At 66.8% G+C, this 22,812-nt stretch carries 23 protein-coding genes and 1 tRNA gene; all 24 read left to right on the forward strand.

All coding sequences use genetic code 11. From position 1 onward, the window contains the following. Positions 1 to 38 precede the first annotated feature (38 nt). The 24 genes from E6K76_03935 to smc all read left to right on the forward strand — a co-directional run bounded on the left by E6K76_03935 (position 39) and on the right by smc (position 22,805). Positions 39 to 656, forward strand: a complete 618-nt coding sequence (locus tag E6K76_03935; GenBank protein ID TMQ59739.1) for an SIS domain-containing protein — start codon at positions 39 to 41, stop codon at positions 654 to 656. Further along, positions 653 to 1,558, forward strand: coding sequence for a decaprenyl-phosphate phosphoribosyltransferase (locus E6K76_03940; GenBank protein ID TMQ59650.1), 906 nt, complete (start codon positions 653 to 655; stop codon positions 1,556 to 1,558). Before E6K76_03935 ends, E6K76_03940 begins: the two co-directional genes overlap by 4 nt. 3 nt (positions 1,559 to 1,561) lie before the next feature. Beyond that, positions 1,562 to 2,455 carry a 4-(cytidine 5'-diphospho)-2-C-methyl-D-erythritol kinase gene (gene ispE, locus E6K76_03945; protein TMQ59651.1) on the forward strand — a complete coding sequence of 298 codons (894 nt, stop codon included), beginning with the start codon at positions 1,562 to 1,564 and terminating at the stop codon, positions 2,453 to 2,455. A 102-nt stretch (positions 2,456 to 2,557) separates the two neighbouring features. After that, complete coding sequence (gene spoVG / locus E6K76_03950; GenBank protein TMQ59652.1) at positions 2,558 to 2,845, forward strand: septation regulator SpoVG; 288 nt, start codon at positions 2,558 to 2,560, stop codon at positions 2,843 to 2,845. Positions 2,846 to 2,865: 20 nt separating this feature from the next. Next, positions 2,866 to 2,940: transfer RNA gene (locus tag E6K76_03955), tRNA-Gln, on the forward strand. Between the two features lie 221 nt (positions 2,941 to 3,161). Beyond that, positions 3,162 to 4,175 carry a ribose-phosphate pyrophosphokinase gene (locus E6K76_03960; protein ID TMQ59653.1) on the forward strand — a complete coding sequence of 338 codons (1,014 nt, stop codon included), beginning with the start codon at positions 3,162 to 3,164 and terminating at the stop codon, positions 4,173 to 4,175. 48 nt (positions 4,176 to 4,223) lie between these two features. After that, positions 4,224 to 4,898, forward strand: coding sequence for a 50S ribosomal protein L25 (locus E6K76_03965; GenBank protein ID TMQ59654.1), 675 nt, complete (start codon positions 4,224 to 4,226; stop codon positions 4,896 to 4,898). Positions 4,899 to 4,908: 10 nt separating this feature from the next. Further along, the gene (locus E6K76_03970) at positions 4,909 to 5,487 is read left to right on the forward strand and encodes an aminoacyl-tRNA hydrolase (protein ID TMQ59655.1); all 579 of its coding nucleotides are present in this window, start codon (positions 4,909 to 4,911) and stop codon (positions 5,485 to 5,487) included. Between the two features lie 8 nt (positions 5,488 to 5,495). After that, positions 5,496 to 5,879, forward strand: a complete 384-nt coding sequence (rpsF, locus tag E6K76_03975; protein ID TMQ59656.1) for a 30S ribosomal protein S6 — start codon at positions 5,496 to 5,498, stop codon at positions 5,877 to 5,879. Further along, positions 5,869 to 6,111 (forward strand): 30S ribosomal protein S18, encoded by a 243-nt coding sequence (gene rpsR / locus E6K76_03980; GenBank protein ID TMQ59657.1) that lies wholly within the window; start codon positions 5,869 to 5,871, stop codon positions 6,109 to 6,111. The genes rpsF and rpsR overlap by 11 nt, the downstream gene beginning before the upstream one ends. Further along, positions 6,095 to 7,081 (forward strand): DUF2232 domain-containing protein, encoded by a 987-nt coding sequence (locus E6K76_03985; protein ID TMQ59658.1) that lies wholly within the window; start codon positions 6,095 to 6,097, stop codon positions 7,079 to 7,081. The genes rpsR and E6K76_03985 overlap by 17 nt, the downstream gene beginning before the upstream one ends. A 9-nt stretch (positions 7,082 to 7,090) precedes the next feature. Further along, positions 7,091 to 7,534 (forward strand): 50S ribosomal protein L9, encoded by a 444-nt coding sequence (locus E6K76_03990; protein TMQ59659.1) that lies wholly within the window; start codon positions 7,091 to 7,093, stop codon positions 7,532 to 7,534. Next, the gene (locus tag E6K76_03995; GenBank protein ID TMQ59660.1) at positions 7,531 to 8,847 is read left to right on the forward strand and encodes a tetratricopeptide repeat protein; all 1,317 of its coding nucleotides are present in this window, start codon (positions 7,531 to 7,533) and stop codon (positions 8,845 to 8,847) included. The genes E6K76_03990 and E6K76_03995 overlap by 4 nt, the downstream gene beginning before the upstream one ends. Beyond that, positions 8,730 to 9,359 carry a bifunctional nuclease family protein gene (locus E6K76_04000; protein ID TMQ59661.1) on the forward strand — a complete coding sequence of 210 codons (630 nt, stop codon included), beginning with the start codon at positions 8,730 to 8,732 and terminating at the stop codon, positions 9,357 to 9,359. The genes E6K76_03995 and E6K76_04000 overlap by 118 nt, the downstream gene beginning before the upstream one ends. Before the next feature lie 10 nt (positions 9,360 to 9,369). After that, on the forward strand, positions 9,370 to 9,906 hold the full coding sequence (locus tag E6K76_04005; protein ID TMQ59662.1) for a gamma carbonic anhydrase family protein: 537 nt from the start codon (positions 9,370 to 9,372) through the stop codon (positions 9,904 to 9,906). Then, a complete protein-coding gene (locus E6K76_04010; protein TMQ59663.1) occupies positions 9,821 to 11,317 on the forward strand; it encodes an amino acid ABC transporter substrate-binding protein in 1,497 nt (498 codons plus the stop codon). The genes E6K76_04005 and E6K76_04010 overlap by 86 nt, the downstream gene beginning before the upstream one ends. 89 nt (positions 11,318 to 11,406) lie before the next feature. Further along, the gene (locus E6K76_04015) at positions 11,407 to 12,600 is read left to right on the forward strand and encodes an ABC transporter substrate-binding protein (protein TMQ59664.1); all 1,194 of its coding nucleotides are present in this window, start codon (positions 11,407 to 11,409) and stop codon (positions 12,598 to 12,600) included. A gap of 28 nt (positions 12,601 to 12,628) precedes the next feature. Next, complete coding sequence (locus E6K76_04020; GenBank protein TMQ59665.1) at positions 12,629 to 13,537, forward strand: branched-chain amino acid ABC transporter permease; 909 nt, start codon at positions 12,629 to 12,631, stop codon at positions 13,535 to 13,537. Next, the gene (locus E6K76_04025) at positions 13,534 to 14,523 is read left to right on the forward strand and encodes a branched-chain amino acid ABC transporter permease (protein ID TMQ59666.1); all 990 of its coding nucleotides are present in this window, start codon (positions 13,534 to 13,536) and stop codon (positions 14,521 to 14,523) included. The genes E6K76_04020 and E6K76_04025 overlap by 4 nt, the downstream gene beginning before the upstream one ends. After that, the gene (locus E6K76_04030; GenBank protein TMQ59667.1) at positions 14,520 to 15,290 is read left to right on the forward strand and encodes an ABC transporter ATP-binding protein; all 771 of its coding nucleotides are present in this window, start codon (positions 14,520 to 14,522) and stop codon (positions 15,288 to 15,290) included. The genes E6K76_04025 and E6K76_04030 overlap by 4 nt, the downstream gene beginning before the upstream one ends. Next, positions 15,287 to 16,003, forward strand: a complete 717-nt coding sequence (locus E6K76_04035) for an ABC transporter ATP-binding protein (GenBank protein TMQ59668.1) — start codon at positions 15,287 to 15,289, stop codon at positions 16,001 to 16,003. The genes E6K76_04030 and E6K76_04035 overlap by 4 nt, the downstream gene beginning before the upstream one ends. After that, on the forward strand, positions 16,003 to 17,433 hold the full coding sequence (locus E6K76_04040; protein ID TMQ59669.1) for an L-seryl-tRNA(Sec) selenium transferase: 1,431 nt from the start codon (positions 16,003 to 16,005) through the stop codon (positions 17,431 to 17,433). Before E6K76_04035 ends, E6K76_04040 begins: the two co-directional genes overlap by 1 nt. Before the next feature lie 14 nt (positions 17,434 to 17,447). Then, complete coding sequence (locus E6K76_04045; protein TMQ59670.1) at positions 17,448 to 19,067, forward strand: hypothetical protein; 1,620 nt, start codon at positions 17,448 to 17,450, stop codon at positions 19,065 to 19,067. A gap of 3 nt (positions 19,068 to 19,070) precedes the next feature. Further along, positions 19,071 to 22,805: a chromosome segregation protein SMC gene (smc, locus tag E6K76_04050; GenBank protein TMQ59671.1), complete on the forward strand. Its 3,735-nt coding sequence runs from the start codon at positions 19,071 to 19,073 to the stop codon at positions 22,803 to 22,805. Positions 22,806 to 22,812: the final 7 nt, after the last annotated feature.

Raw genomic sequence — 22,812 nt, forward strand, 5'->3', positions numbered from 1 at the left:
GGCCGCGCCCGGGCCGCGCGACCCCCGCTTCGAACCGGATTCGCCGCACCTTCGCGGAGAGCGCCGCCACGCTCATCGCGGTTTTCGCGCGGGAGCTCGATGCGATCGAGCGCATGGCCCGCCTCGTGGGCGCGACGGTCGCCGCGGGGCGCACGGTGTTTTTCTGCGGCAACGGCGGGAGCGCGGCCGAGGCGCAGCATCTGGCCACGGAGTTTGTCGCGCGTTTCGTCCGCGACCGCGGTGCGCTTCCGGCCGTGGCGCTCAGCGCGGACGGCTCGGTGCTCACGGCGGTGGGAAACGACTACGGGTTCGAGCGCGTCTTCGCACGGCAAATTGAAGGGCTCGGGCGGCGAGGCGACCTCCTGGTCGCGATGACCACGAGCGGGCGCTCCCGCAACATCCTGGAAGCCGTGCGGGCCGCGCGGGCACGCGGGCTCTCCGTGATCGGCATGACCGGCGAAGCGGGATCCGCTTTCGCGCGCCGCTGCGACGCCGCGCTCGTCGTTCCCTCGCGCGAGACCGCGCGGATCCAGGAGGTGCATCTTCTCGTGGGACACATCCTTTGCGAGCGCGCGGAGGATGCCGCGCCCGCGCGACGCGCCCGAGAAGCCGGCCCGGCCAGGCGGGCCGGGCGCGCGGAGAAACGCCGGGGATGATCCGGTATATCGTCCAATCGATGCGGATCTATCAGTGGACGAAGAATCTCGTTCTTTTCGCGGGCCTCATGTTCACGCTGAAGTTCCTCGATCCGCCGTACGTGCGAGACACGGTCCTGGGCTTTTTCTTCTTCTCGCTCGCCGTTTCCGGCATGTACATCGTGAACGACATCCTGGACATCGAGCGCGACCGGCTCCACGCGACGAAGCGGGACCGGCCGATCGCCGCCGGAAAGGTTCCGATCCCCGTCGCAGCCGGTTGGGCTCTCGGCTTCCTCGCGGTCGGGGTGGGGGGAGCGTTCCTCCTGGGGGCGCGTTTCGGTTGGACGGCGGCGGGGTATGCGGCGCTCACGCTCACCTATTCCCTGTTTCTCAAGCAGGTCGTGCTGTTGGACGTCGTCACGCTGGCGCTCGGATTCGTGCTGAGGGCGACCGCGGGAGTCGAGCTGATCCGGGACCGCGCGGTGCAGAGCGGCGAGGAGGTGATCCTCTCGCCGTGGCTGCTGGTATGCGCGTTTTTTCTCGCGCTCTTTCTTGCGATCGGCAAGCGCCGGCACGAGCTGGCCACGCTGGAGGGGGACGCGCGGCGCCATCGCGCCGCGTTGGGGGAGTACACGCCCCGGCTGCTCGACCAGCTCGTCGCGGTCGTGACGAGCGCCACGGTGCTCGCCTACTCGGTGTACACCATCTCGCCGGAGACGATTTCGAAATTCGGCGGACGCCCTCTCTACCTCACCATCCCTTTCGTGCTCTACGGTATTTTCCGGTACCTGTACCTCATGTACGCCGAAGAAAAGGGAGGCAACCCCTCGGAGCATCTCTTCCGCGACCGGCCGACCCTCGTGAACGTGATCCTCTGGGGAGCCGCGCTGCTCGCGATCCTCTATGGTCCCGTCGGTTGAGCCGTGGCGGCCCCCCACGCGCTCCGAGTGCGCTGCCCGGCGAAAATCAACCTCGGCCTTTGGATCCTGGGCCGCCGGCCGGACGGCTATCACGAGGTCGATACGATCTTGCAGAGCGTGTCGCTCGAAGACGAGCTTCTCCTGGAAGAGGCGCGTCATGGGCTCGAGCTCGAGGCGCGTGGGATCCGGATTCCGAAAAGCGGCGCCAACATCATCGAGCGGGCGTGGTCTTTGATCGGGGAGCGCGCGCGGAACAAGTTGCGCGGCGTGCGCGTACGGCTCACGAAGCGCATCCCGATCGGTGCGGGCCTGGGAGGCGGAAGCAGCGATGCGGCTGGATTTCTCCTCGGGGTGAACCGGTTGCTCGCGCTGGGGTTCGTCGATGCGCAGCTCCGGGAGATGGCCTCGGCGCTGGGCGCCGACGTTCCGTTCTTCTTGAGGGGCGGGACGGCCCGAGGGAGGGGGCGGGGAGACGAGGTGAGACATCTTTGTCCTCTGCCGGGCGCCTGGATCGTACTCGCGACGCCACCTATCGCAGTTTCAACAACTTGGGCCTATGGCCGGGCCAGAATTCGGTTGACACCCCCGGGCACCGGCGCTAGTATCCTGGCCGCGGCGATCGAGCGGCAGGACTGGGGCTCGATCTCGGAGCTTTTGCACAACGATTTCGAGGACGTTGTCCTTCCGGACTTTGAGGTGGTCGCAAGGGTCAGGCGTTCGCTCAGAGGGGGCGGCGTCCTAGGCTCGCTTCTGTCCGGTAGTGGTTCCACGGTTTTCGGGCTCGCACTGACGCAGGATGGGGCGCAACGGGCGGCGGAGAGGGCCGCCGCCGCGGGGGCGACGATCCACGTCGTGCGTACCACCGAACGAGGCGTGGCGCTGGCAGGGAGTCCGTAACGGAGACCCAGCGCTGATGTTCGGGGGGTGCATGGGGTCGGATCCAGCGATGGATCCTTGGACTTCGACGGAACGAGGTCCGGAACTCGAGGCGGTGACGGTATGACGCTCGAAATCACCGAGGTCCGTATTTCCCTTCGGGACGATGACAAGTTGAAAGCCTTCGCGAGCATGACCTTCAACGACGCGTTTGTGATTCGAGGCCTCAAGATCATCGAGGGGACGAACGGCATGTTCGTGGCCATGCCCAGCCGGAAGCGGCCCGATGGGACGTACCAGGATGTGGCGCATCCCATCAACAACGAAACCCGGAAATTCATCGAGGATCGGATCCTCGCTGAATACGAAAAGGAGCGAGCCAAGCAGCCGCCCCTCGCCCTCAGCATGTAGGGACGCGCGGGGCAAGCGATTGGGGCGTCGGCAAGTGGTAAGCCAGGAGACTTTGGATCTCCCATCCGGAGGTTCGAATCCTCCCGCCCCAACCATTTTTTCCGCCCCGTTTCGGGTCCGGATGCGCTAGGATACGTCCCGCCGCAGGAGCAGGCGGCGTTCCGCTTCAGCCCAAGACAATTGACCTCGATCGCCGGGCCCCGGAGGCAGCTTCCTCCGGCCCATCGAGCGCCGAAAGGCGCGTCGGGCCCGATTGACGAAGTCGTCAATCGGCCTTGGGTTTTTTTGTTTTCTGGGAACTCCTCCGGAGGAGACGATGACGGTAAAGCTCGCTACGGATCGGCGTCTCGCCACGGCGCCCGGACATGAGCCCGAATCGCCCCGCAAGCGCGCCGCGGAGACGCGGCTGCGCCTGTTCACGGGAAACGCCAATCGGCCGCTGGCCGAAGCGATTTGCGAGTACCTCGGCACGGAGCTGGGGGACGCGACCGTCGACCAATTCTCGGACGGCGAGACCTTCGTAAAGATCAACGAGAACATCCGCGGCTCGGACATCTTCGTGTTCCAGCCGACGTTCGCTCCGGCGAAGAATCTCATGGAGCTGCTCGTGATGATCGACGCCGCGCGGCGGGCATCGGCCGGTCGTGTGACCGCGGTGATTCCGTACTTCGGATACCAGAGGCAGGATCGCAAAGATCAGCCGCGGGTTCCGATCACGGCCAAGCTCGTCGCCAACCTGATCACGACCGCGGGGGCCGACCGGGTGATGACGATGGATTTGCACTCGGCGCAGATCCAGGGATTCTTCGACATTCCCTTCGACCATTTGTACGCCGCGCCGGTCCTCGTCGACTACTACCTACGTCTGAATATCCCGAACCTGATCGCGGTCGCGCCGGACATCGGCAGCGTGAAGATGGCGCGCGCGTACGCGAAGCGGCTCGGGGTCGGGCTCGCGGTCGTCGACAAGCGCCGTCCCCGTCCCGACGCGGTGGAGATGATGAATGTCATCGGCGAGGTGGAAGGAAAGAACGTCGTGATCTTCGACGACGTCGTGAGCACGGGCGCGACGCTGGTCGAGGCCGCCGAAGCGCTCAAGCGCGCGGGGGCCAGGGACATCTACGCCGCGTGCACGCACGCCGTGCTCTGCGGGGACGCGGTCGAGCAGATCCGCCGGTCCTCGGTGCGCGAGCTGATCGTCACCGACAGCATCCCGCACGACGCGATCCTGCTCGCGCCGAAGATCAAGATGCTCTCGGTGGCGGGGCTTTTGGGGGAGGCGATCCGCCGCATCCACGACGAAGAATCGCTGAGCTCGCTTTTCATTTGACGAGAACCCACAGAAAGAACGCATAAGGAGTCAGGAGGGAGTCGCACCATGGCGATCGTTTCTCTGGAAGCCGCGCGGCGTGCCGAGGTCGGCAAGGGGGTTGCGCGAAAACTGCGCGCCGGCGGCCGCGTTCCCGCGGTCTACTACGGGCGCGGCGAGGATTCGATCCCGCTCACGGTCAGCCTGAAGGAGCTGGAATCGGTGATCCACGCCGCCGACGGCAGCAACGTGATCGTGGATCTGAAGGTGTCGGGAGACAAGGCCAAGGACCGCAAGGCCCTGATCCGGGAAATCCAGCGCGATCCGGTCGCGGGACTGATCCTTCATCTGGATCTCCAGCATATTTCGCTCACCGAGCGGATCACGGTGGAGGTGCCGATCGTGCTCGTGGGCACGCCCATCGGCGTCAAGGACGCGGGGGGCATCCTCGAGCATCTCCTTCGCGAGGTCGAGGTCGAGTGCCTTCCGACCGAGATCCCGGCGAAGCTCGAGGTGGACGTGAGCGGCCTCGCCATCGGCGACTCGCTCCATGTGAGGGACATCAAGACCGAGCGCGCCGAGATCAAGACCGAGATGGACCGGGCGATCGCGGCGGTCGTGCCGCCGACGATCCTCGAGGAAGTGAAGCCCGCGGAAGAGGTGGTGGCGGCCGAACCCGAGCTGATCGCCAAGGAGAAGAAGGAGGAGGCCGCGGAGACCGAAGAGGGAGGCAAGCAAGGTTAGCGAGCCCAAAGTGGTGGTCGGTCTCGGCAATCCGGGCTCCGAGCACGAGGGGACGCGGCACAACGCCGGCTTCATGGCGGTGGATCTCCTGACCCGAAAGCTCCGCCGCTTCAGCGGATGGCGGCGCGAGGGCCTCGTCATGCGGGGCGAGGGACGGGCCGGCCGGCACCGGATCTCCCTGGTCAAGCCGGAGACCTACATGAATCGAAGCGGCCAGGCGTTCCGGGCGCTCCTCGCGGAAGGATGGATTCCGTCGGAGATATTGGTGGTGCTCGACGACGTCTACCTCCCGCTCGGCTCGATCCGGCTCCGCGCTTCGGGCGGCACCGGCGGGCATCAGGGGCTCGAATCGATCCGCGAGGAGGCCGGTACGACGGAATTCCCGAGGCTCAGGATCGGTGTCGGGCCCGCGCCGGCATCCGCGGATCTTCCCGATTATGTGCTCTCGCCTTTTCACGAGGAGGAACGTGCGCGGCTTCCGGAAGTGCTCGAGGGGGCGGCGAGCGCGGCGTACGACGCGGCGGCGTCGGGATTGACCAAGGCCATGAACCGTTGGAACCGATTCGGACTCGACCCGGTTGAGGAGTGAAAGAATCCATGAAGATCTACGAGACGACGATTATTTTCGACCCCGGCCTCGAAGAAGCCCGCATCAACGACGAAGTGGAACGCCTCTCGCAGAGCATCGGCGCGGCGGGCGGCGAGGTGATCGAGGTGCAGCGCTGGGGAAAGCGGAAGCTCGCCTACAATATCCGCAAGCGCCGCGACGGAACCTACATTCACATCAAGCACAAGAGCCCGCCGGAGCTTATCGGCGAGATGGACCGCCGCTTTCGCTTGAACGAGAGCGTGCTCCGGCATCTGACCGTCCTCGCGGCGAAGGAATCGCCGCGGACGGCTGAAGAACCGGGCCGCGTCGCGGAGACCGCTGCGGCGGGCGCGGAGACCGCATCGACGAGGAGAGAGATCCATGAGCCGTGAAGGCGAATCGAGATCGTTTCGAAGGAAATTCTGCAAGCTTTGCTTCGACAAGGTCGACCGGATCGACTACAAGGACGACCGCAGGCTCACGCGCTTCATCACGGATCGCGGGAAGATCGTTCCGCGTAGGATTTCGGGCACCTGCGCCCGCCACCAGGCCCAGATCACCGAGGCTGTGAAGCGCGCACGCGTTCTCGCGCTCTTGCCGTTCACCAGTGAGCAGTATCGCTGAGCCCGGCCGGACGCTCTCGCTCGGAAACGCATTCCGCGCGATCGGAGCGATTCTGGTCGGTGCCCTCTTGATCGCAGGGGCCAACACGGACATCCCTTCACCGCTGCCCTGGGTGTTCGGACTCCTGCCGCTCGCGCTTCTATGGCTCGCCCGGAAGGTGGGCCTTCTTCTGGGGGCCCTGGCGGCGAGCTCGACGCTGGGCGCGCTGTATGCCTCCGGGATCAAAGAGCCACACCAGCTCGTGTTCATCGCGGTGCTTGCGGCCGCCGGGCTCCTGCTCACCGCCTGTGCCCGGCGGGGCATGCCCGCGTCGGTCATCGCGAGCCTCGCGGCCGCCCTCGTGCTGGCGGTCTCGGCCGGCTACCTGCTCGCGGGAGGGATGGAGGAGATGACCCGCCTCCTCGCCGCCCGGATCGACGAGCTCAGGCGCATGGAAACCGAGCATCGCCTCTCGCAGACGCTCGGGATTTCGGCGAGCGAGTTCAACCGGGCGCTCGAGCAGACGGGACGTCTCTGGGCGCTCCTGCTTCCGTCCCTGTTCGCGCTCAAGTGGATCATCGTGATCGCCATCAATTGCTGGCTGGCCTCGGTTCTCTTTCAGGAGGAGGAGGGAGGATTCCCCGCCTTTTCGGATTTCTCGGTTTGGCGGGTTCATCCGGTGGGCGCGTGGGTTCTCGCGCTATCGCTCCTCCTGATGGTGACGCGGTGGAAGCCGGCGTTCGAGGCGGGGGTGAATTTGGCGTTTCCGCTCGCGCTCGCCTACATCGTGCAAGGCTTCGCGGTCGCCCGGTACGTCGCCCAGGCGCTCCACATCCGGGGCCTCGTTCAGGCGGCCGTGCTGGTCCTGCTGGTGCTCATGCCGATCCTCATCACCACCCTGTTGGCTGTGGGATTGCTGGATGTTTGGTACGACTTTCGCCTTAGGGCCACACCCACTCCGGGCGCGCCGCTCGGGGGTGGGCGAGACTAGGAGGAGCTGATGGAGGTCATTCTGCTGGAGGATATCGGAGGGCTGGGAAAGCGCGGAAGTGCCATCCGCGTTGCGGACGGATACGCCCGCAATTTCCTCATCCCGCGCAAGAAGGCGATCGAGGCGGTCGGGAACGCCCGCGCCGTGTTCAAGGATCGCGAGCGGGCGCGGGTGGCCCTCGAGGCGAAGCAGCGGCAGGCGGCCGAGCGGCTCCGTGACGAGCTGGCGCAGATCTCGCTCCAGTTCAGCGTCGAGGCGGGAGAGGACGACCAGTTGTACGGCTCCGTGAGCGCTCACGAAGTCCAGGACGCCCTCGCCGCGAAGGGCTACACGATCGAACGCAAGAACGTGCGCCTGCCGGAACCGATCAAATCGCTCGGAGTATTCGAGATCGTCGTCCACCTCTACGAAGACATCGAGGCCCCGGTCAAAGTCTGGGTCGTGCGCAAATGAGAGGACGGTTCGCCAATTCCATGATTCACAAACGCTCGCTTTATCTCATTCTCGCCGGGGTGTCGGTCGCGCTCGGTCTCTGCGGCTGCGCCGGGACCTCTTCGGAAGCCAAGAAGGCCGCCTCCCGGGCGGCGCAAGTCTGGAAACCCTCCGGACCGAGCGCTTCGGGCCCAACCCTGGCCATCGTGGGAGGCCGGCGGATCACCATGCGCGACGTCGACTCGGTTCTCGCCACCGCCCCGCCGGCGATCCGGGAGGAATATTCAGATCCCGCCGAGTTCAAGACGCTGGTCGAGCGGATCGCGCAGCAGTGGGCGCTCTATCTCGAGGCCGAGAAAACAGGCATTGAGGACGATCCCGCCTACCGCCGGGAGCTCGCCACCGCGCAACGGCAGATGCTCATCAAATACTACTATCAGAAGGCAATGCGCTCGCTTCCCGCCATTCCGGATTCGGCGATGCAGCGCTTTTATGAACAGCACCCCGACGAATTCAAGGTTTCGGGGCGCGCGCGCGTGCGGCACATTCAGGCCCCGACCCTTGCGAAAGCCCGCGAGGTCGTGAAACGGCTCCGATCGGGCTCGACCTGGGAAGAGGTCTGCACGAAGTACTCCAACGACAAAGGGAGCGCAACGACAGGCGGGCTCCTCGGATACGTCACAACCGACAGCGATCTGGTGCCCGCCATCGGCAAGGCACCCGCCATCGTGGCCGCCGCGTTCAAGCTCAAGGAAGGGGAGACGAGCGAGCCGTTGAAGAGCGACCGCGGGTGGCACGTGATCCGCGCGGACCAGCAGTCCCCCGCCGGGCAGTTGCCGTTCAAGGACGTGACTCCGCGGATTCGGGCGAGCTTGGAAGGGGAACGCAACGACCTCTTCGAAAGCACCCTGATGGACTCCCTCAAGCGTCAGTACGGAATCGTTCTGTTCCCCGACTCCGTGCAGGCCGCGCTCAATCCGGCGCGTTCGCCTGCCGAGCTCTTCGCGCAGGCCCAGGCCGACGTTTCCCCCCGAGACCGGATCGAGCTTTTCGAGCGGCTCATCTCGAAGTTTCCCAACGACAAGTCGGCCGTGCAGGCTGCCTTCATGATCGGATTCACGTACGCCGAGGAGCTGAAGGACTATCCCGCAGCGCGCGCGGCGTTCGAGAAATTTCTGCGGGAGCATCCCGATTCGGATCTCGTGCCGTCCGCGAAATGGATGATCGAGAACATGGGAAGCGGAACGCCTCCGCCTGGCGTGGGGTCGCCCTCGGGCGGCTCCCTCGAAGTGCTTCCCGCGCCCGGCGGCGATTCCAAGAACTCGAAGCCATGAGCATGATCCCGGTCCGCGTGGGCGGCCTCGCGATTGATGAGCGCACCAAGAGCCCGGTGGTCCTCTTGCAGGAGATCGAGGGCAACCGGGTGCTTCCCATCTGGATCGGCCCCATGGAAGCGAGCGCCATTCACATGGAGCTTCTCGGCAAGAAATACCAGCGTCCCCTCACGCACGATCTCATGATCAACATTCTCGAGGGATTGAACGCCAAGGTATCGCGCGTGGTCATCACCGACCTCAAGGACAGCACGTTTTTCGCCAACATCTATGTCGACGGCGGCACGGGTGCCGTCGCGGTCGACGCCCGTCCAAGCGACTCCATCGCGATCGCGCTGCGATCGCGGGCGCCCATTTTCATCATGGACAAGCTCTTCGAGAAATCGGTCGCGGAGAACATCGCCCCGCCCAAGACCGAGAGGACGGCCGAGGAGAAAGCCGAGGAGCTGAGGAAGTATCTCGAGGGGCTCAATCCGGAAGATTTCGGCAAATTCAATCCCGAGGAGCTATAGGCTCCCGGGCGTGGTCACCCGACCTCTCATCGCGGCCTTTCGGGGAATCTCGCCCAGGATTCCGGCGTCCGCATTCATCGCGCCCACCGCAACCGTGGTGGGCGACGTCGTTTTGGGGGAGGAGGCGAGCCTCTGGTACGGCGCGGTCGTCCGCGGGGACGTGGGAGCGATCCGAATCGGCTCGAGGAGCAACATTCAGGATGGATGCGTCCTGCACGTCACGGGCGGGGGCCAACCGCTTGTCGTGGGCGCGGAGGTGACGGTGGGGCATCGGGCGATCCTGCATGGGGCGACCGTCGAGGATCGCTGTCTGATCGGTATGGGCTCCGTGCTGCTGGACGGCTGTGTGATCGGAGAGGAATCTCTGGTGGCCGCAGGCAGCATCGTGCTCGAGGGCACCCGGGTCCCGCCCCGCTCCTTCGTCGCGGGGGTCCCCGCCCGGATCAAAGGACCCATTCCCGATGCCGTGCACGCGCGTCTCCGGGAATCCGCGGAAGGCTACGTCCGTCTCGCGCGCGAACACGCCGGGGTGCGCGATGCGGGCTGAGGGCCGCTCGGCGGCCGGCGCTCTCCTCGGGCTGGGGTTCTGCCTGGCGCTCGCGGTCGCTCTGCCCATCCGCCCCGCCGGGAGCGAAACGGCCGAGAAACGCTACCCCTCGAGCAAGGCGGCGGAATTGAAAGCCCGGCTGCTCGACCGCCCCGCCGCGGCCGAAGCGCCGTCCTGGGCGGCGCAGTACGTGGTCCAACCCGAAATCGACCGGCTCGACCCGGTCGCGCGGGCCGCGGAGCGAATCTGGGCCGCGCGGGTCGGTCTCGCCGCTGGGGCGCGGGGCGCCGAGCAGAAAAAGCTGCGCCAGATCCTGGCCTCCATGGAGGAGTGCCCACTCGACTCCCTCGCGCTCCGGCGGGCGGCCAGCGGCTTGGTCCGGATCGGTGTGGTGATCCCGCTCACGGGCCGTTTCGACCGCTACGGGAAGACGTTCGTCCAGGGCCTTCGGCTCGCCATGGAGGAGCACAATCGCGAGTGGGCGCCCAACCTCGCTCTCATCCTCCACGATTCCGAAGGAGACCCGCTCGTCGGTGCGCGCAAGGCGCGGTGGCTTCTTCGCGATCACGGCGTCTCGGTGATTATCGGGGAGCTGTTCAGCGCCAACACCGCTCCATTGGCGGCCGCGAGCCAAGTCGTGGGCGCGGTGCTGGTATCGCCATCGGCGACGAACGAACGGCTTGCGATCCTGGGGGACGCGGTTTTTCAGCTCCATCTTGGAAACGGGGTCCTGGCGCAGGCGCTGTCGCGGGCCCTCGCCAAGGATGCGCCGAAAAGCGCCGTGGGGCTCCTCGTCGCGGACACCCCTGAGGATTCCGCCAAAGCGGCGGCATTGCTCCCCTCGTGCAAGACCGCCGGCGTGGAGGTGGCGGGCACGGAGGTCATTGCGGAGAACGCGGTCGATCTGACCCGGGCGATCGCCTCGCTGCGCGAGAAGCACGCGGATGCGCTCGTTCTCCTGGTCCCGCCGCGTCTCGCCGGCATCGCCGCGGCGCAGCTCCCCACGGCCTGGCCCAAAGCGCGGGTCTTCGGACTCGACGACCTGGACCCTGCGGGGCTCAACGCCGAGGCCCGGGCGGCGCTCGAGGGGGCGACGTATTTCGCGGCGGACTACGTGATGACCGGGGCACCGCAGGACTCTTTCGAGACCCGATACAAGCACGCCTACGGTGAGCCGCCGACCCGGATGTCGGTCCGCGGGTACCTCGTCGGCCTCTCGGTCACCCGAGGCATCGAGCGTGGAAGCTTGAACGCCTCCATGTTGCGCGAGGCCCTCCGGGCGCAGCTCTACGATAGCGACGAGGGCCGCGCGCTTCGTGCCCTTCGCCCGCTGGTCCCCGCCGAGCCGGAGCGGTTCGTCATACGGGCAGGTAAGGCGACACAGGTGAGTCAGAATCCGCTATCCCCTTGAAAGGCTCGGCCGGCTTGGGCTAGGGTGGCGCCCGGTCTGGGAATGGAAAATTCCTTTGGACTCAAACACTTACGCCATGGAGGGTCACCATGATCCGGATCCCTAGGGTCCTACCCCTTTTCGCCCTCGCGCTGCTTCCCCTGGCGACGCTCCAGGGCTGTGCCAAGCGCGAAGGGGAAATCAAGGTCGGGGAATACGGCTCGCTTACCGGCAGCACCGCCACGTTTGGGATCTCCTCGAAGAACGGGATCGAGCTCTTCGTGGACAACCTGAACGCGCAGGGGGGCATTGCCGGGAAGAAAGTCCACGTGCTCGTGGAGGACGACCAGAGCAAACCCGAAGAGGCGGCGACCGCGGTGAACAAGCTCATCGCGCAGGACGGGGTCGTCTCGGTCCTGGGTGAGGTGGCGAGCAGCCGGAGTCTCGCGGCGGCTCCGATCTGCCAAAGCGCCGGGGTTCCGATGATCAGCCCTTCCTCCACGAATCCCCGCGTGACCGAGATCGGCGATCATATCTTCCGGGTCTGCTACATCGATCCGTTTCAGGGCATGGTGATCGCGAAATTCGCCAAGAACACGCTCCATTTCTCCAAGGCCGCGATTTTCCGGGACAACAAGAACGACTACAGCGTCGGCCTCGCGAATTTCTTCTCCGACGCCTTCCGCGGTATGGGCGGAACGATCGTGTCGGACGAGTCCTACAGCGAGGGGGATCAGGATTTCAAGGCGCAGCTCACCGTGATCAAGAGCAAGAAGCCCGAGTTCATCTTCATCCCCGGCTACTACACCGAAGTCGGCTTGATCGCGCGACAGGCGCGCGAGCTCGGGCTCAAGGTTCCGATGCTCGGCGGGGACGGCTGGGTCTCGGACCGGCTGCTGGAGATCGCTCAGGACGCGCTGAACGGCTCCTACCTCGTCAATCACTACTGGGAGCAGGACCCCAATCCCCTCGTCCAGGGATTCGTCCAGAGCTATCGCAAGCGATACAACGCCACCCCGGACGGGCTCGCCGCCTTGGCGTACGACGCCGCGGGCGTGCTGGCGAACGCGATGCAGCGGCTCTCGACGGAGAATCCCAAGGCGTTCGATACGCTGTCCGGCCCCCCGAATGCCGAGCAGAAGGCGGCCCGCGCCAAGCTGCGCGAGCTGATCGCCGCGACCCGCGATTACCCGGGGGTCACGGGGAAGATATCGCTCGACGAGCACCGAAACGCCGTGAAGCCGGCCGTCTTCCTCGGCATCGAGAACCGAGGCTACAAGTTCGTCGCCACGGTCGAGCCGTAGGCGCGGCCCCAAGGTCCCCGGTCACCCGGTGCAGGAGTTTTTTCAGCAGCTTGCGAACGGCGTCGCCTGGGGAAGCATCTATGCTCTGATCGCGCTCGGGTACACCATGGTCTACGGGATCCTGCGCCTCATCAACTTTGCGCACGGCGACGTGTACATGGTGGGGGCGTTCGCGGCCTATTTCCTGGCCCGCGCGCTGGGCGTCGGGACCGTCGTGAGCGCCTCGCCGCTCGTCGCCGCCGCGGTCCTCCTGGGTTCGATGGCGGCCTGCGCGGGGCTCGGGGTCCTGATCGAGCTCTTCGCCTACCGCCCGGTCCGCCGGTCTTCCAGGCTCACGGCCCTCATCACGGCCATCGGGGTCTCGCTCTTCCTCGAGAACGCCGGCATCCGTTTCTTCGGCGCCGATCCGAAGTTCTTCCCGCAAGTGATCGCTCCCCGCACCATCGCCCTCGCGGAGGGTGTCATCGTGACCAACCATCAGATCATGGTGGTTCTGGTCTCGGTGCTTCTCATGGTGGCGCTCACGCTCTTCATCCAGCGGACCCGCACCGGGAAGGCCATGCGGGCCGTCTCCTTCAACCGGGATGCCGCGAGCCTCATGGGCATCCCGGTCGATCGAATCATCACCATCACCTTCGCCATCGGTTCGGCGCTGGCCGCGGCGGCGGGATTCCTGGTGGGGCTCACGAACCCCAAGATCGAGCCTTTGATGGGCATCATGCCCGGCGTGAAGGCGTTCGTCGCGGCGGTGCTCGGCGGAATCGGGAGCATTCCCGGGGCCATGATCGGCGGGCTGGTGATGGGGATCTCCGAGTATCTGGTGGTGGGCTACCTCTCCTCCAGCTACCGCGACGCGATCGCTTTCGTGATCCTGATCATCGTGCTCTTGATCAAGCCGACCGGCCTCCTGGGTCGGAACGTGGCGGAGAAGGTGTGAGCCCGGCGCGCGGGTTGATCGGGACGGTCGCGGCGATCGCTCTCGTCTGGGGGATCGACTGGGTCGGCTCCCGGGTGCTGAATCCGTACATCTACCGGGTCCTCGTTCTCTGCTCGATCAACGTCATCCTGGCGCTGAGCCTGAATCTCGTGAACGGGATCACGGGGCAATTTTCGATCGGCCACGCGGGATTCATGGCGGTGGGCGCCTACGCCTCGGCTGCGTACACCGTGTACGCCGTTCCCCTGATGCTCGGGGCCCAGGGCTCGGCGGGCGGTTGGGTGACCGCGGCGGCGTTTCTTCTCGCGATCCTCGTCGGCGGGCTCGCGTCGGCGGTGGCGGGCTTCCTGGTCGGGCTCCCTTCGATGAGGCTTCGGGGGGATTATCTCGCGATCGTGACGCTCGGGTTCGGCGAGATCATCCGCGTGGTGATCCTGAATATCGACGCCGTGGGGGGCGCGCGAGGCTTCGCGGGCGTTCCGCAGCGCACGAGCCTCGCCTGGGTGCTCGGGGGCGCCTGGCTCACGTTCGCGCTGATCCGGAATCTCATGAGGTCCTATCACGGACGCGCCCTCCTCGCGATCCGCGAGGACGAGATCGCCGCGGAGGCCCTCGGCGTGCCCACGACGCGGTACAAGATCACCGCGTTCGTGATCGGGGCCTTCTTCGCGGGGATGGCGGGGGCGCTCTTCTCCCACTACACCTACCTCCATACGAACAGCTTCACGTTCATGAAATCGATCGAGGTCATCATCATGGTCGTCCTGGGCGGGATGGGGAGTCTGACCGGATCGATTCTGGGGGCGATCCTCCTGACCGCGCTCCCGGAGCTTCTTCGATTCGCGAGCGCCGAACGGCTCATCATCTACTCACTGCTTCTGATCCTGCTCATGATCGCACGTCCCCAGGGAATCCTGGGCCGCCGCGAAGTGTCCTTCCGGGCGTGGTTCCCGCGCCGCCGCTCGCGTCCGACCCCGGCGACATGAGCGAGTCCCTCCTTTCGCTGCGCCGGCTCGGGGTCACGTTCGGAGGGCTCAAGGCCGTTTCGAACCTCGACTACGACCTTCCGCGCGGGATGCTGGGCGGATTGATCGGCCCGAACGGCGCGGGGAAAACCACGGTCTTCAACGTGATCACCGGCGTCTATCGGCCGACCGAGGGAACGATCCTTCTCGAGGGGAAACCGATCCAGGGGCGTCCGACCAACGTGATCGCCCGGCGCGGAGTGGCGCGCACGTTCCAGAATCCGCGCCTCTTTTCGGATTTGACGTGCGTCGACAATGTACGCATCGCGTGCCACCTCCATTGCGGCACGGCCCTCGCCGACAGCATGCTCGCCACCTCCCGGTCGGCGCTCGAAGAGAGGGACATCCTGAGACGATCGGAGGAGCTGCTCGACTCCTTCGGGCTCACCAAGTACCGGGACAGTGAGGCCCGAAGCCTTCCCTACGGGGAGCAGCGACGGCTCGAGATCGCCCGCACACTGGCGACCGAGCCGAAGCTGCTCCTGCTCGACGAGCCCGCCGCGGGGATGAACCCCCAGGAGACGGAAGCGCTGATGCGGCTGGTTCACGACGTCCGGGACCGGTACGGTCTCACGGTTCTCCTGATCGAGCACGACATGAAAGTGGTCATGGGAATTTGCGAGAAGATCGCGGTGCTGGACTATGGCGAGAAGATCGCAGAAGGAACTCCGGAGGAGATCCGCCGGAACCCGAAGGTGATCGAGGCGTACCTGGGGGAGGAGCCATGAGCCTCCTCGAGCTGGAAGATCTTCACGTCCATTACGGGGCGATCCACGCCCTGAAGGGGATCTCGATCGCGGTCGAAGAGGGCGGGATCGTCACCCTGGTGGGCGCGAACGGCGCGGGGAAGAGCACGACCCTTCGGGCGATTTCGGGCCTCATCAAGCCGAGCGGCGGCGTGATCCGCTTCCGGGGGAAATCGCTCGTGGGAGTGAAGCCCCACGAGATCGTCCGGGCGGGGGTGTCCCACGTCCCCGAAGGCCGCATCGTATTCGCGAATCTGACGGTGCTCGACAATCTCGAGCTGGGCGCGTATCTGCGGAGGGACCGCGCCGGCTTCCACGAGGACTTGAAGAAAGTCTTCCGCCTCTTTCCGAGGCTCGAGGAACGGCGCCGCCAGGCGGCGGGCACGTTGAGCGGCGGGGAGCAACAAATGCTGGCGATCGGCCGCGCCCTCATGGCGAAGCCCACGCTCCTCCTGATGGACGAGCCCTCGCTGGGCCTGGCGCCGATCCTCGTGCGTGAGATTTTCTCGGTGATCCGCGAGATCCGCGCCCACGGCACCACGATCGTTCTGGTCGAGCAAAACGCCCGCCTCGCGCTCGCGACGGCGGATCAGGGTTACGTGCTCGAGACAGGCTCGGTTCGAATGTCCGATCGCGCCCAGGCGCTCCTGGAAAGTCCGTTCGTCCAGGCGGCCTACCTGGGCGGACCGGGCTGATGGGAGAGGAGCCCGCCATTCCCAAGCGCCTCGAGCTTCGATCGTTGCCCTCGGTCGGCTCCCTGCTCGAATCCAAGGAGATGGCCGAGCTTCAGGGGCTTGCGCCCCGCGGGGTGCTCGTCTCTGCGGCGCGCGAGGCGATCGCCGCCGCGCGCTCGGCGATCCGGCGCGCGGGTGGGGCCAAACGGGCTGGCCTTCCCGGGCGCGAGGCCATCCTGCGCGACGCGGTGCGGCGGGTCGGGGCGGCGGTCCGCCCGGCGTTTCACGCCGTGATCAACGCCACCGGAATCGTCCTCCATACGAACCTCGGACGTGCCGCGCTGGCGGAGGAGGCGGTTTCCGCCGTGGCCGAGGCCGCGCGGCGCTATACCAATCTGGAGCTCGACTTGGAGAGCGGGTCGCGCGGCTCGCGGATGGCGCATCTGGAACCGCTTGTCACCGAGCTTCTGGGCGCCGAGGCTGCGCTCGTCGTGAACAACAACGCGGCCGCGATGCTCCTCGCGCTGAACACCTTCTCCCTCGGCAAGGAGGCAATCGTCTCGCGCGGGCAGCTGGTCGAGATCGGCGGCTCCTTTCGAATTCCGGAAATCTTGGAGCGGGCGGGGGCCCGACTCCGCGAGGTCGGCACGACCAACAGGACCCGTCTCCGCGACTACGAGCGCGCCATCGGCCCCGAAACCGGGATGCTCCTCCGTGTCCACCCGAGCAATTTCGCGATGATAGGTTTCACGGAGGAGGTCACGCGGGAAGAGCTTACCGCGTTGAGCCGGAAGAAACGGCTGCCGCTCCTCGAGGATATCGGAAGCGGCGCGCTCATCGATTTCGGGCGATGGGGGTTGCCGGCGGAGCCGATCGCGCGCGAGGCCCTCGCGCAGGGCATGCCGCTTATTTGCTTCAGCGGCGACAAATTGCTCGGGGGCCCCCAGGCAGGAATCCTCGCGGGGCGAAGGGGTCTCGTCGCGTCGCTCAAGGCAAATCCTCTATCGCGCGCGCTCCGCGTGGACAAGCTCACGCTGGCGGCCCTGGAGGCGACCCTTCGTCTTTACCGCGATCCCGAGAAGCTCGCGGCCTCGATTCCAACCCTGCGCATGCTCGCCGAGCCCGCTGCGAGCGTCCGGGCGCGCGCCAAGGCGGTGCTTCGGGCGATCGGAGCGGATCGCGCTTCTCACAACCGCGTGGAGGTGGTAGCCTGCACAACCGAAGTGGGTGGAGGCGCGATGCCGCTCGCCCGCGTTCCCTCGTACGCCCTGGCGCTGCGTCCCGCGCGGGGCAAGGTCGAGCACCTAGCCCGCTCGCTCCGTACGGGTCCCGAGCCGGTGATTGGTCGGATCGAGTCGGGTCGGCTCCTTTTGGACCTCCGTACGGTGAGTCGCGGCGAACTTTCCAAGCTCGCCGCCTCGCTGCTGCGCGTGCTCGAGGAGGAACCCTGACGCCGTCCGCCGAATTGGAAGTCGAGCGGTATTCCGATCCCCAGAGCTTCGCGCGGGAAGTCAACCTCCCGCTCATCGGCACCGTTCGCGTGACCCCCGTCTTGTCCGGCGCCCCCGCCTCGACCTTCTTGGAGACCACCGATCGGGAAGGGTTGAGGCCGGCCATCGAGGTCCTGACCCAGACCCGCAAATCGCTCACGCTTCGGTCCCTCTTTCTGACCGGATTCCCGCACGATCCGGAATTCTTCGCCTCCGGATTGGCGCTCGCCCGCGAATGGAGCCGCCAGGGGCTCAAGGTGGCCGTCGTGGACCTTGATTATCGCCACCCGACGGTGGTCCGGCCGCGCCCCGATGCCAACGAGGGCTACGTGGACGCCCTCGAGTACGGCTGCTCCTTTCAGCGGATCGCGTGGGAGATTGTCGCCGACGGCCTTTGGTTGGTCGGCGCGGGGAGCCACCCTCCCGATGAGGAGCGGTTCGCCGAGCATCCCGACTGGGCCAGGGTCATGCGGATCTTCTCGTCACGTGTTGACGTGACGCTCTACCTGGCGCCTTTTCTCGACCGAAAGGGGTTTACGGGGCGTCTTTCCAAACGGATGGACGGGGTTCTCCTCCTCGCTTCGGTCGAGCGGGCGAGCCGGGCCGCCCTCCGGGATGCATTCCTCGAGCTGTGGGGCTCGGACGCGCCGATGATCGGTTGTCTCGGGATCGCGGTGCCGCATACGCGAGCCCCGAAGGTCGCCGGGGCAGCGGACGCGATCCCGTCGGAGAGCGTGGTAGCGCAGACGGAAATCCGTGCGACCGGAAGCCCGGAGCGCTCGGGGCCGGAGCGCTCGGGTCCGGAGCGCGCCGGCCCAGCCCCGCGGCGGCCGTCCGCGTCGCCTATGGCTGAGGAATCGAGCGACGTGGCGCCCCGCGCGCTCGTCACGAAGCTATCCGATGAAGTGAAGCAGGGCCGGCTGCCACCACGCGTGGGAATCCGCCTGAACTCGCGTACCCTGTTTTACGCCCTCGCGGCCATTCTGGTGCTCGAGGGAGCCTTTGCGATCTACCAGGTGGTGCACCACAGGACGCCCAGGGTCACGGGCGGCGGGGAAACGCTGCCGGCCGGCACGGAGCCGGTCCTTCCCGCGGATGTCGGCCCCGCAAAACCCCAAAAGGCTCCCCAAGCCGGTGCAACGGGTGCCGGGGTCGAAACCCCCGAGGCGAACCGGGCTTCGAACCCAGCGGCCGGCGCGCCCGGCTCGATCGAGGCGACCTCACCGCCCCCGGGTCTCGAGTCGGAGACGCCCGCGCCGGAGACGCACGCCCCCGCGCCTGCGCCGGAGACGTCCGCCTCCGCGCCCGCGCCATCACCGCCGGCAAGCGCGGGCCAGCCCGGAGCGCCCGAGGCGCGGCCCTATCGCGTCCACATCGCCTCGTTCCGTTCCCAGGCCAAGGTCCGCGACATGGTGAAAAGCCTCCGCGCGCGCGGCGTCAGCGCGTGGTACGCGGCCGCCGGCGATCAGCCGGGCTGGTATCGAGTGTTCGTCGGTCATTACGCAACCCACAGGGAAGCCGAGCGAAAGGCCTCGTGGCTGCTCGATCATGGCCTGGTGGATCGCGCCGTGGCGTATCCCGACAACGAGAGGTAACCCGTGTTCCTGAAGCGTCTCGACATCCAGGGCTTCAAGTCCTTCCCGCAGCGCATCCGCGTCGACTTCGGTCCGGGGATCACGTCGGTCGTGGGGCCGAACGGGAGCGGCAAGACCAACATCGTCGAAGCCATCCGCTGGGTGCTGGGCGAACAGAACATGAGGCACCTCCGCGGCGACACGCTGGAGGACGTGATCTTCACCGGCTCGGCCCAGCGAAAGCCTCTCGGCATGGCCGAGGTGTCGCTCACGATGTTCAACAACCGGGGGGTCCTGCCCGTCGAGTACACGGAAATCGCGATCTCGCGCCGTACGTTCCGCAACGGACAGAGCGAGTATTTCATCAACAGAAAACCCTGCCGCCTGCGCGACCTGCGCGACCTCTTTCTGGACACCGGGATGGGCTCCCACGCCTACTCCCTCATCGAACGAGGCATGGTCGACAACGTCCTCTCCGACGAGAGCGGCCACCGGCGCTTCCTGTTCGAGGAGGCGGCGGGAATCATGCGCTACAAGACCCGAAAGAAGGAGGCGCTCCAAAAGCTCGATCTGACCCTCGCCGATCTGACGCGCGTGAACGACGTCGTCGCCGAGATCGAGCGCGAGATTCGATCGCTCGCCCGGCAGGTGGGGAAGGCCCGGCGGTTCAATCGTCTGCGCGAGGAGATCAAGACGTTCGACCTGGGTCTGGCGAAGGAGGACTACGAACGCCTCGCCGGCGCCGGAGGCGCGTTGCACGAGCAGCAGGCCAGGGCCGAAGACCGCCGGGGCTCGCTCGCGGGCGTGCTCGCCCGGCACGAGGCGGAGCTGGAGCAGCTCAAGCTCGAGCTCCTGAAGCGAGAGGCGGAGGTGCGTCTCGCGCAGGAAGAGCTCGACGAGCGCGAAGCGCGCGGCGCGGCGCTCCTGAACGAAGTCGCCGTGCTCCGGGAGCGGCGCGCGGGGCTGCTCGAGAAGCTCGAGCACGCGCGCTCGGAAGGGGTGCGGCTCAAGGCCAGCTTGGAGGAGCTGAGACGCGCGAAGGAGAAGCTCGAGGAGGAACGAACGCGGCTGGGAGCGGCCCAGGCGGAGAAGGCGCGCGAGCTACTGGAATTGGATGCGGCGATCGAGGCGATGCTCCCGCAGCTCGAAGCCCGGCGCGAGGCCCTGCGGGAGCGAAAGCAGCTCTCGCTGGATCTGTTCCAGACCCGCGTGAAGCAGCAAAGCGCCGCGCAGAGCTGGGCGGAGAAGGAGAATGAGCTCACCCGAAAGAAGGGGCAGCTTCTCGAGGAATTGAAGGCGCTCGAACTCGAGGAGCGGTCGCTTGCCGAAACGCTGGAGGGTATCGGCCGCGCGGCGGACTCCTCCGCCGTGGAGGTGGAGCGGGCGCGCTCGCGCGTCGAAAGCGAAACCCGCGCGATCGCCGGGATCGAGGAGCAAATCCGCGTCCAGGACGAGTCGGAGAAACGGGCGCGCGAGGAATTTGCGGCGCTCGAATCACGCCGCGCCACCCTTCGCGAGCTCAAAGACCGCTACGAGGGCTACGACGAGAGCGTCCGCTCCTTGGTGGCCGGTCCGACCCGCCCCGCGCGGATCCTCGGGACGGTCGGCGACGTGTTGCACGCCTCCGGCGACTGGCTGGCCGCGCTCGAAGCCTCGCTCGGCGAGGCGGTCCAGTTCATCGTCGCGGAGCGCACGGAGGCGGCGCTCAAGGCGCTCAAGGCGCTGGAATCGGGCGGCGGAGGCCGCGCGACCTTTATCGCGCTGGACCGGCTTTCCTGGGCCCGCGCCGCCGAGATACCGGAGAAGGTGCTCGCGGCGCCGGGCGTCCACGGACTGCTGCTCGAACATGTCCGCTTCGAGCCGGGATTCGTGGCGCTGGCGTCCTTCCTGCTTTCGGGTGTGGTGGTCGTGGATTCGATCGAGGTCGGGTTGAAGCTCTTGGAACAGCATCGCGAGCTCAGGCTGCACTTCGTGACGCGGCACGGGGAGCACGTTCGGTCCCCGGGAATTTACCAGGGCGGAGGGGGACCCACGCGCGCGGGCTCGGTCCTGCGCCGCGAGGAGGAGCTGGAGCGGCTCGAAAAGGAGATCACGCGCTCCTCCGCCGAGCTCAAGACGGCGCTCACGCTCACGGAAACGCTGCGAGGGGGGCGGGTCGAGGCGCAGGCCGCGCTCGAGGACGCGAATCGCGAGCTTCGGGAAGCCGAGGAAGCCCAGCGCGCCGAGGAGGCGAGGCGCGCCGAGCATGAGATCAGGAAGGAAGCCGCCGTGCGCTCCCAGGCTGCGCTCCACGCGGCGCTCGGTGCCGTCGAGTCGGAGCTCAAAGCCGCCCTCGCCGAGGCCGAGATCGCCGGGCTCGCGCTCAAGTCCTCGGACGAGGAGCAAGGCCGTCTCGAGGCGGACGTGGCGCGCGAGGAGGCGGGGATGCGCGAGCTGGAGGAGGAGCGCGCGCGTCTCGGCGCGCGGCACGCGGACCTGCGAATCGAGACGACCCGCGCGGAGGCCGCCTTCGAGGCAAGCCTCGGCGAGATCGAGCGGATTCGGCTCAGCGCCGAGGAAGCGGAGCGCGAGATCCGCGCGCGAAGCGAAGAAGGGGCCGAGACGGAACGGCGAATTCGTGAGGCCCAAGAGGAGGGCGAGCGCAAGGAGCGGGATCTGGAGGGGGAGATCGCGCTCAAGGCGGAGAAGGACCGGGCGGTCCAGGCTTCTCGGGAGCGGTTCGGGGGAGTGAAGGGCGCGGCCGACGATCTCGAGATCAAGGCCCGCGACAGCCGCCGGGAGCTGAACGAGCTGACCGAACGGCTCCACCGGGCGGAGCTCGAGCACGCCGAGTCCGAATCGGAAATGCGCGTCCTGGTCGAGCGCGTCCGAAACGAGTACGAGCTGGACCTCGCGACCTGGACCGAGCCGCCGGCGGGGGTCGCCGCGGGCCCCGGCCCCCTCGCGGAGCTGGAAGATGTGGACTTCGAAGGGGAAGAAGGGCAGGTGTCGGATGAAGCGATTGTGACCCGCGCGGTCGAAGGGCCGGGCCCGGGCGCCGGGTCCCCGCCCGCTTCACGCCAGGAACGTCGCGAGCGCCTGCGTCTCTTACAAGAGAAGCTCCGTTCCCTGGGCCCCGTCAATCTTCTCGCGATGCAGGACTACGAGGAGCGCCGGCAGCGCCTCTCCTTCCTCACCGGCCAGCGCAAGGACCTCGACGAGGCGCGGCAGTCGCTCCTCGAGGCGATCCAGAAGATCAACCGGACCGCCTCGGAGCTGTTTCAAAAAACCTTCGGCGAGGTGAACGAGAACTTCCAAAAGGTGTTCCGCACGCTCTTCGAAGGGGGCGAGGCGGCGCTCACCCTGAGCGGGGACGATCCGCTCGAGGCGGAAATCGAGATCCTCGCGCGCCCGCGCGGGAAGAAGCCGCAGTCGCTCTCGCTCCTTTCCGGCGGCGAGAAGGCTCTGACCGCGATCGCCCTCCTCTTCGCGATCTATCTGGTCAAGCCCAGCCCCTTCTGCATCCTCGACGAGGTGGACGCGCCGCTCGACGACGCCAACATCGACCGCTTCGTTCTCCTGCTTCGGGAGTTCAGCCAGAACACCCAGTTCATCGTCGTGACGCACAACAAGAAGACGATGGAGGTCGCGGACTGCCTCTACGGGGTCACGATGGAGGAGCCGGGTGTCTCGAAGCTGGTCTCCGTCCGCTGGAATACCGAAGCGGCTCGCGAATCCGAGCCCGAAGAGGAGCGGGAGTTGGCGCGGGCGGAAACGTAGATCCTCG

Source organism: Candidatus Eisenbacteria bacterium, from assembly GCA_005893275.1.
Taxonomy (GTDB): domain Bacteria; phylum Eisenbacteria; class RBG-16-71-46; order SZUA-252; family SZUA-252; genus WS-7.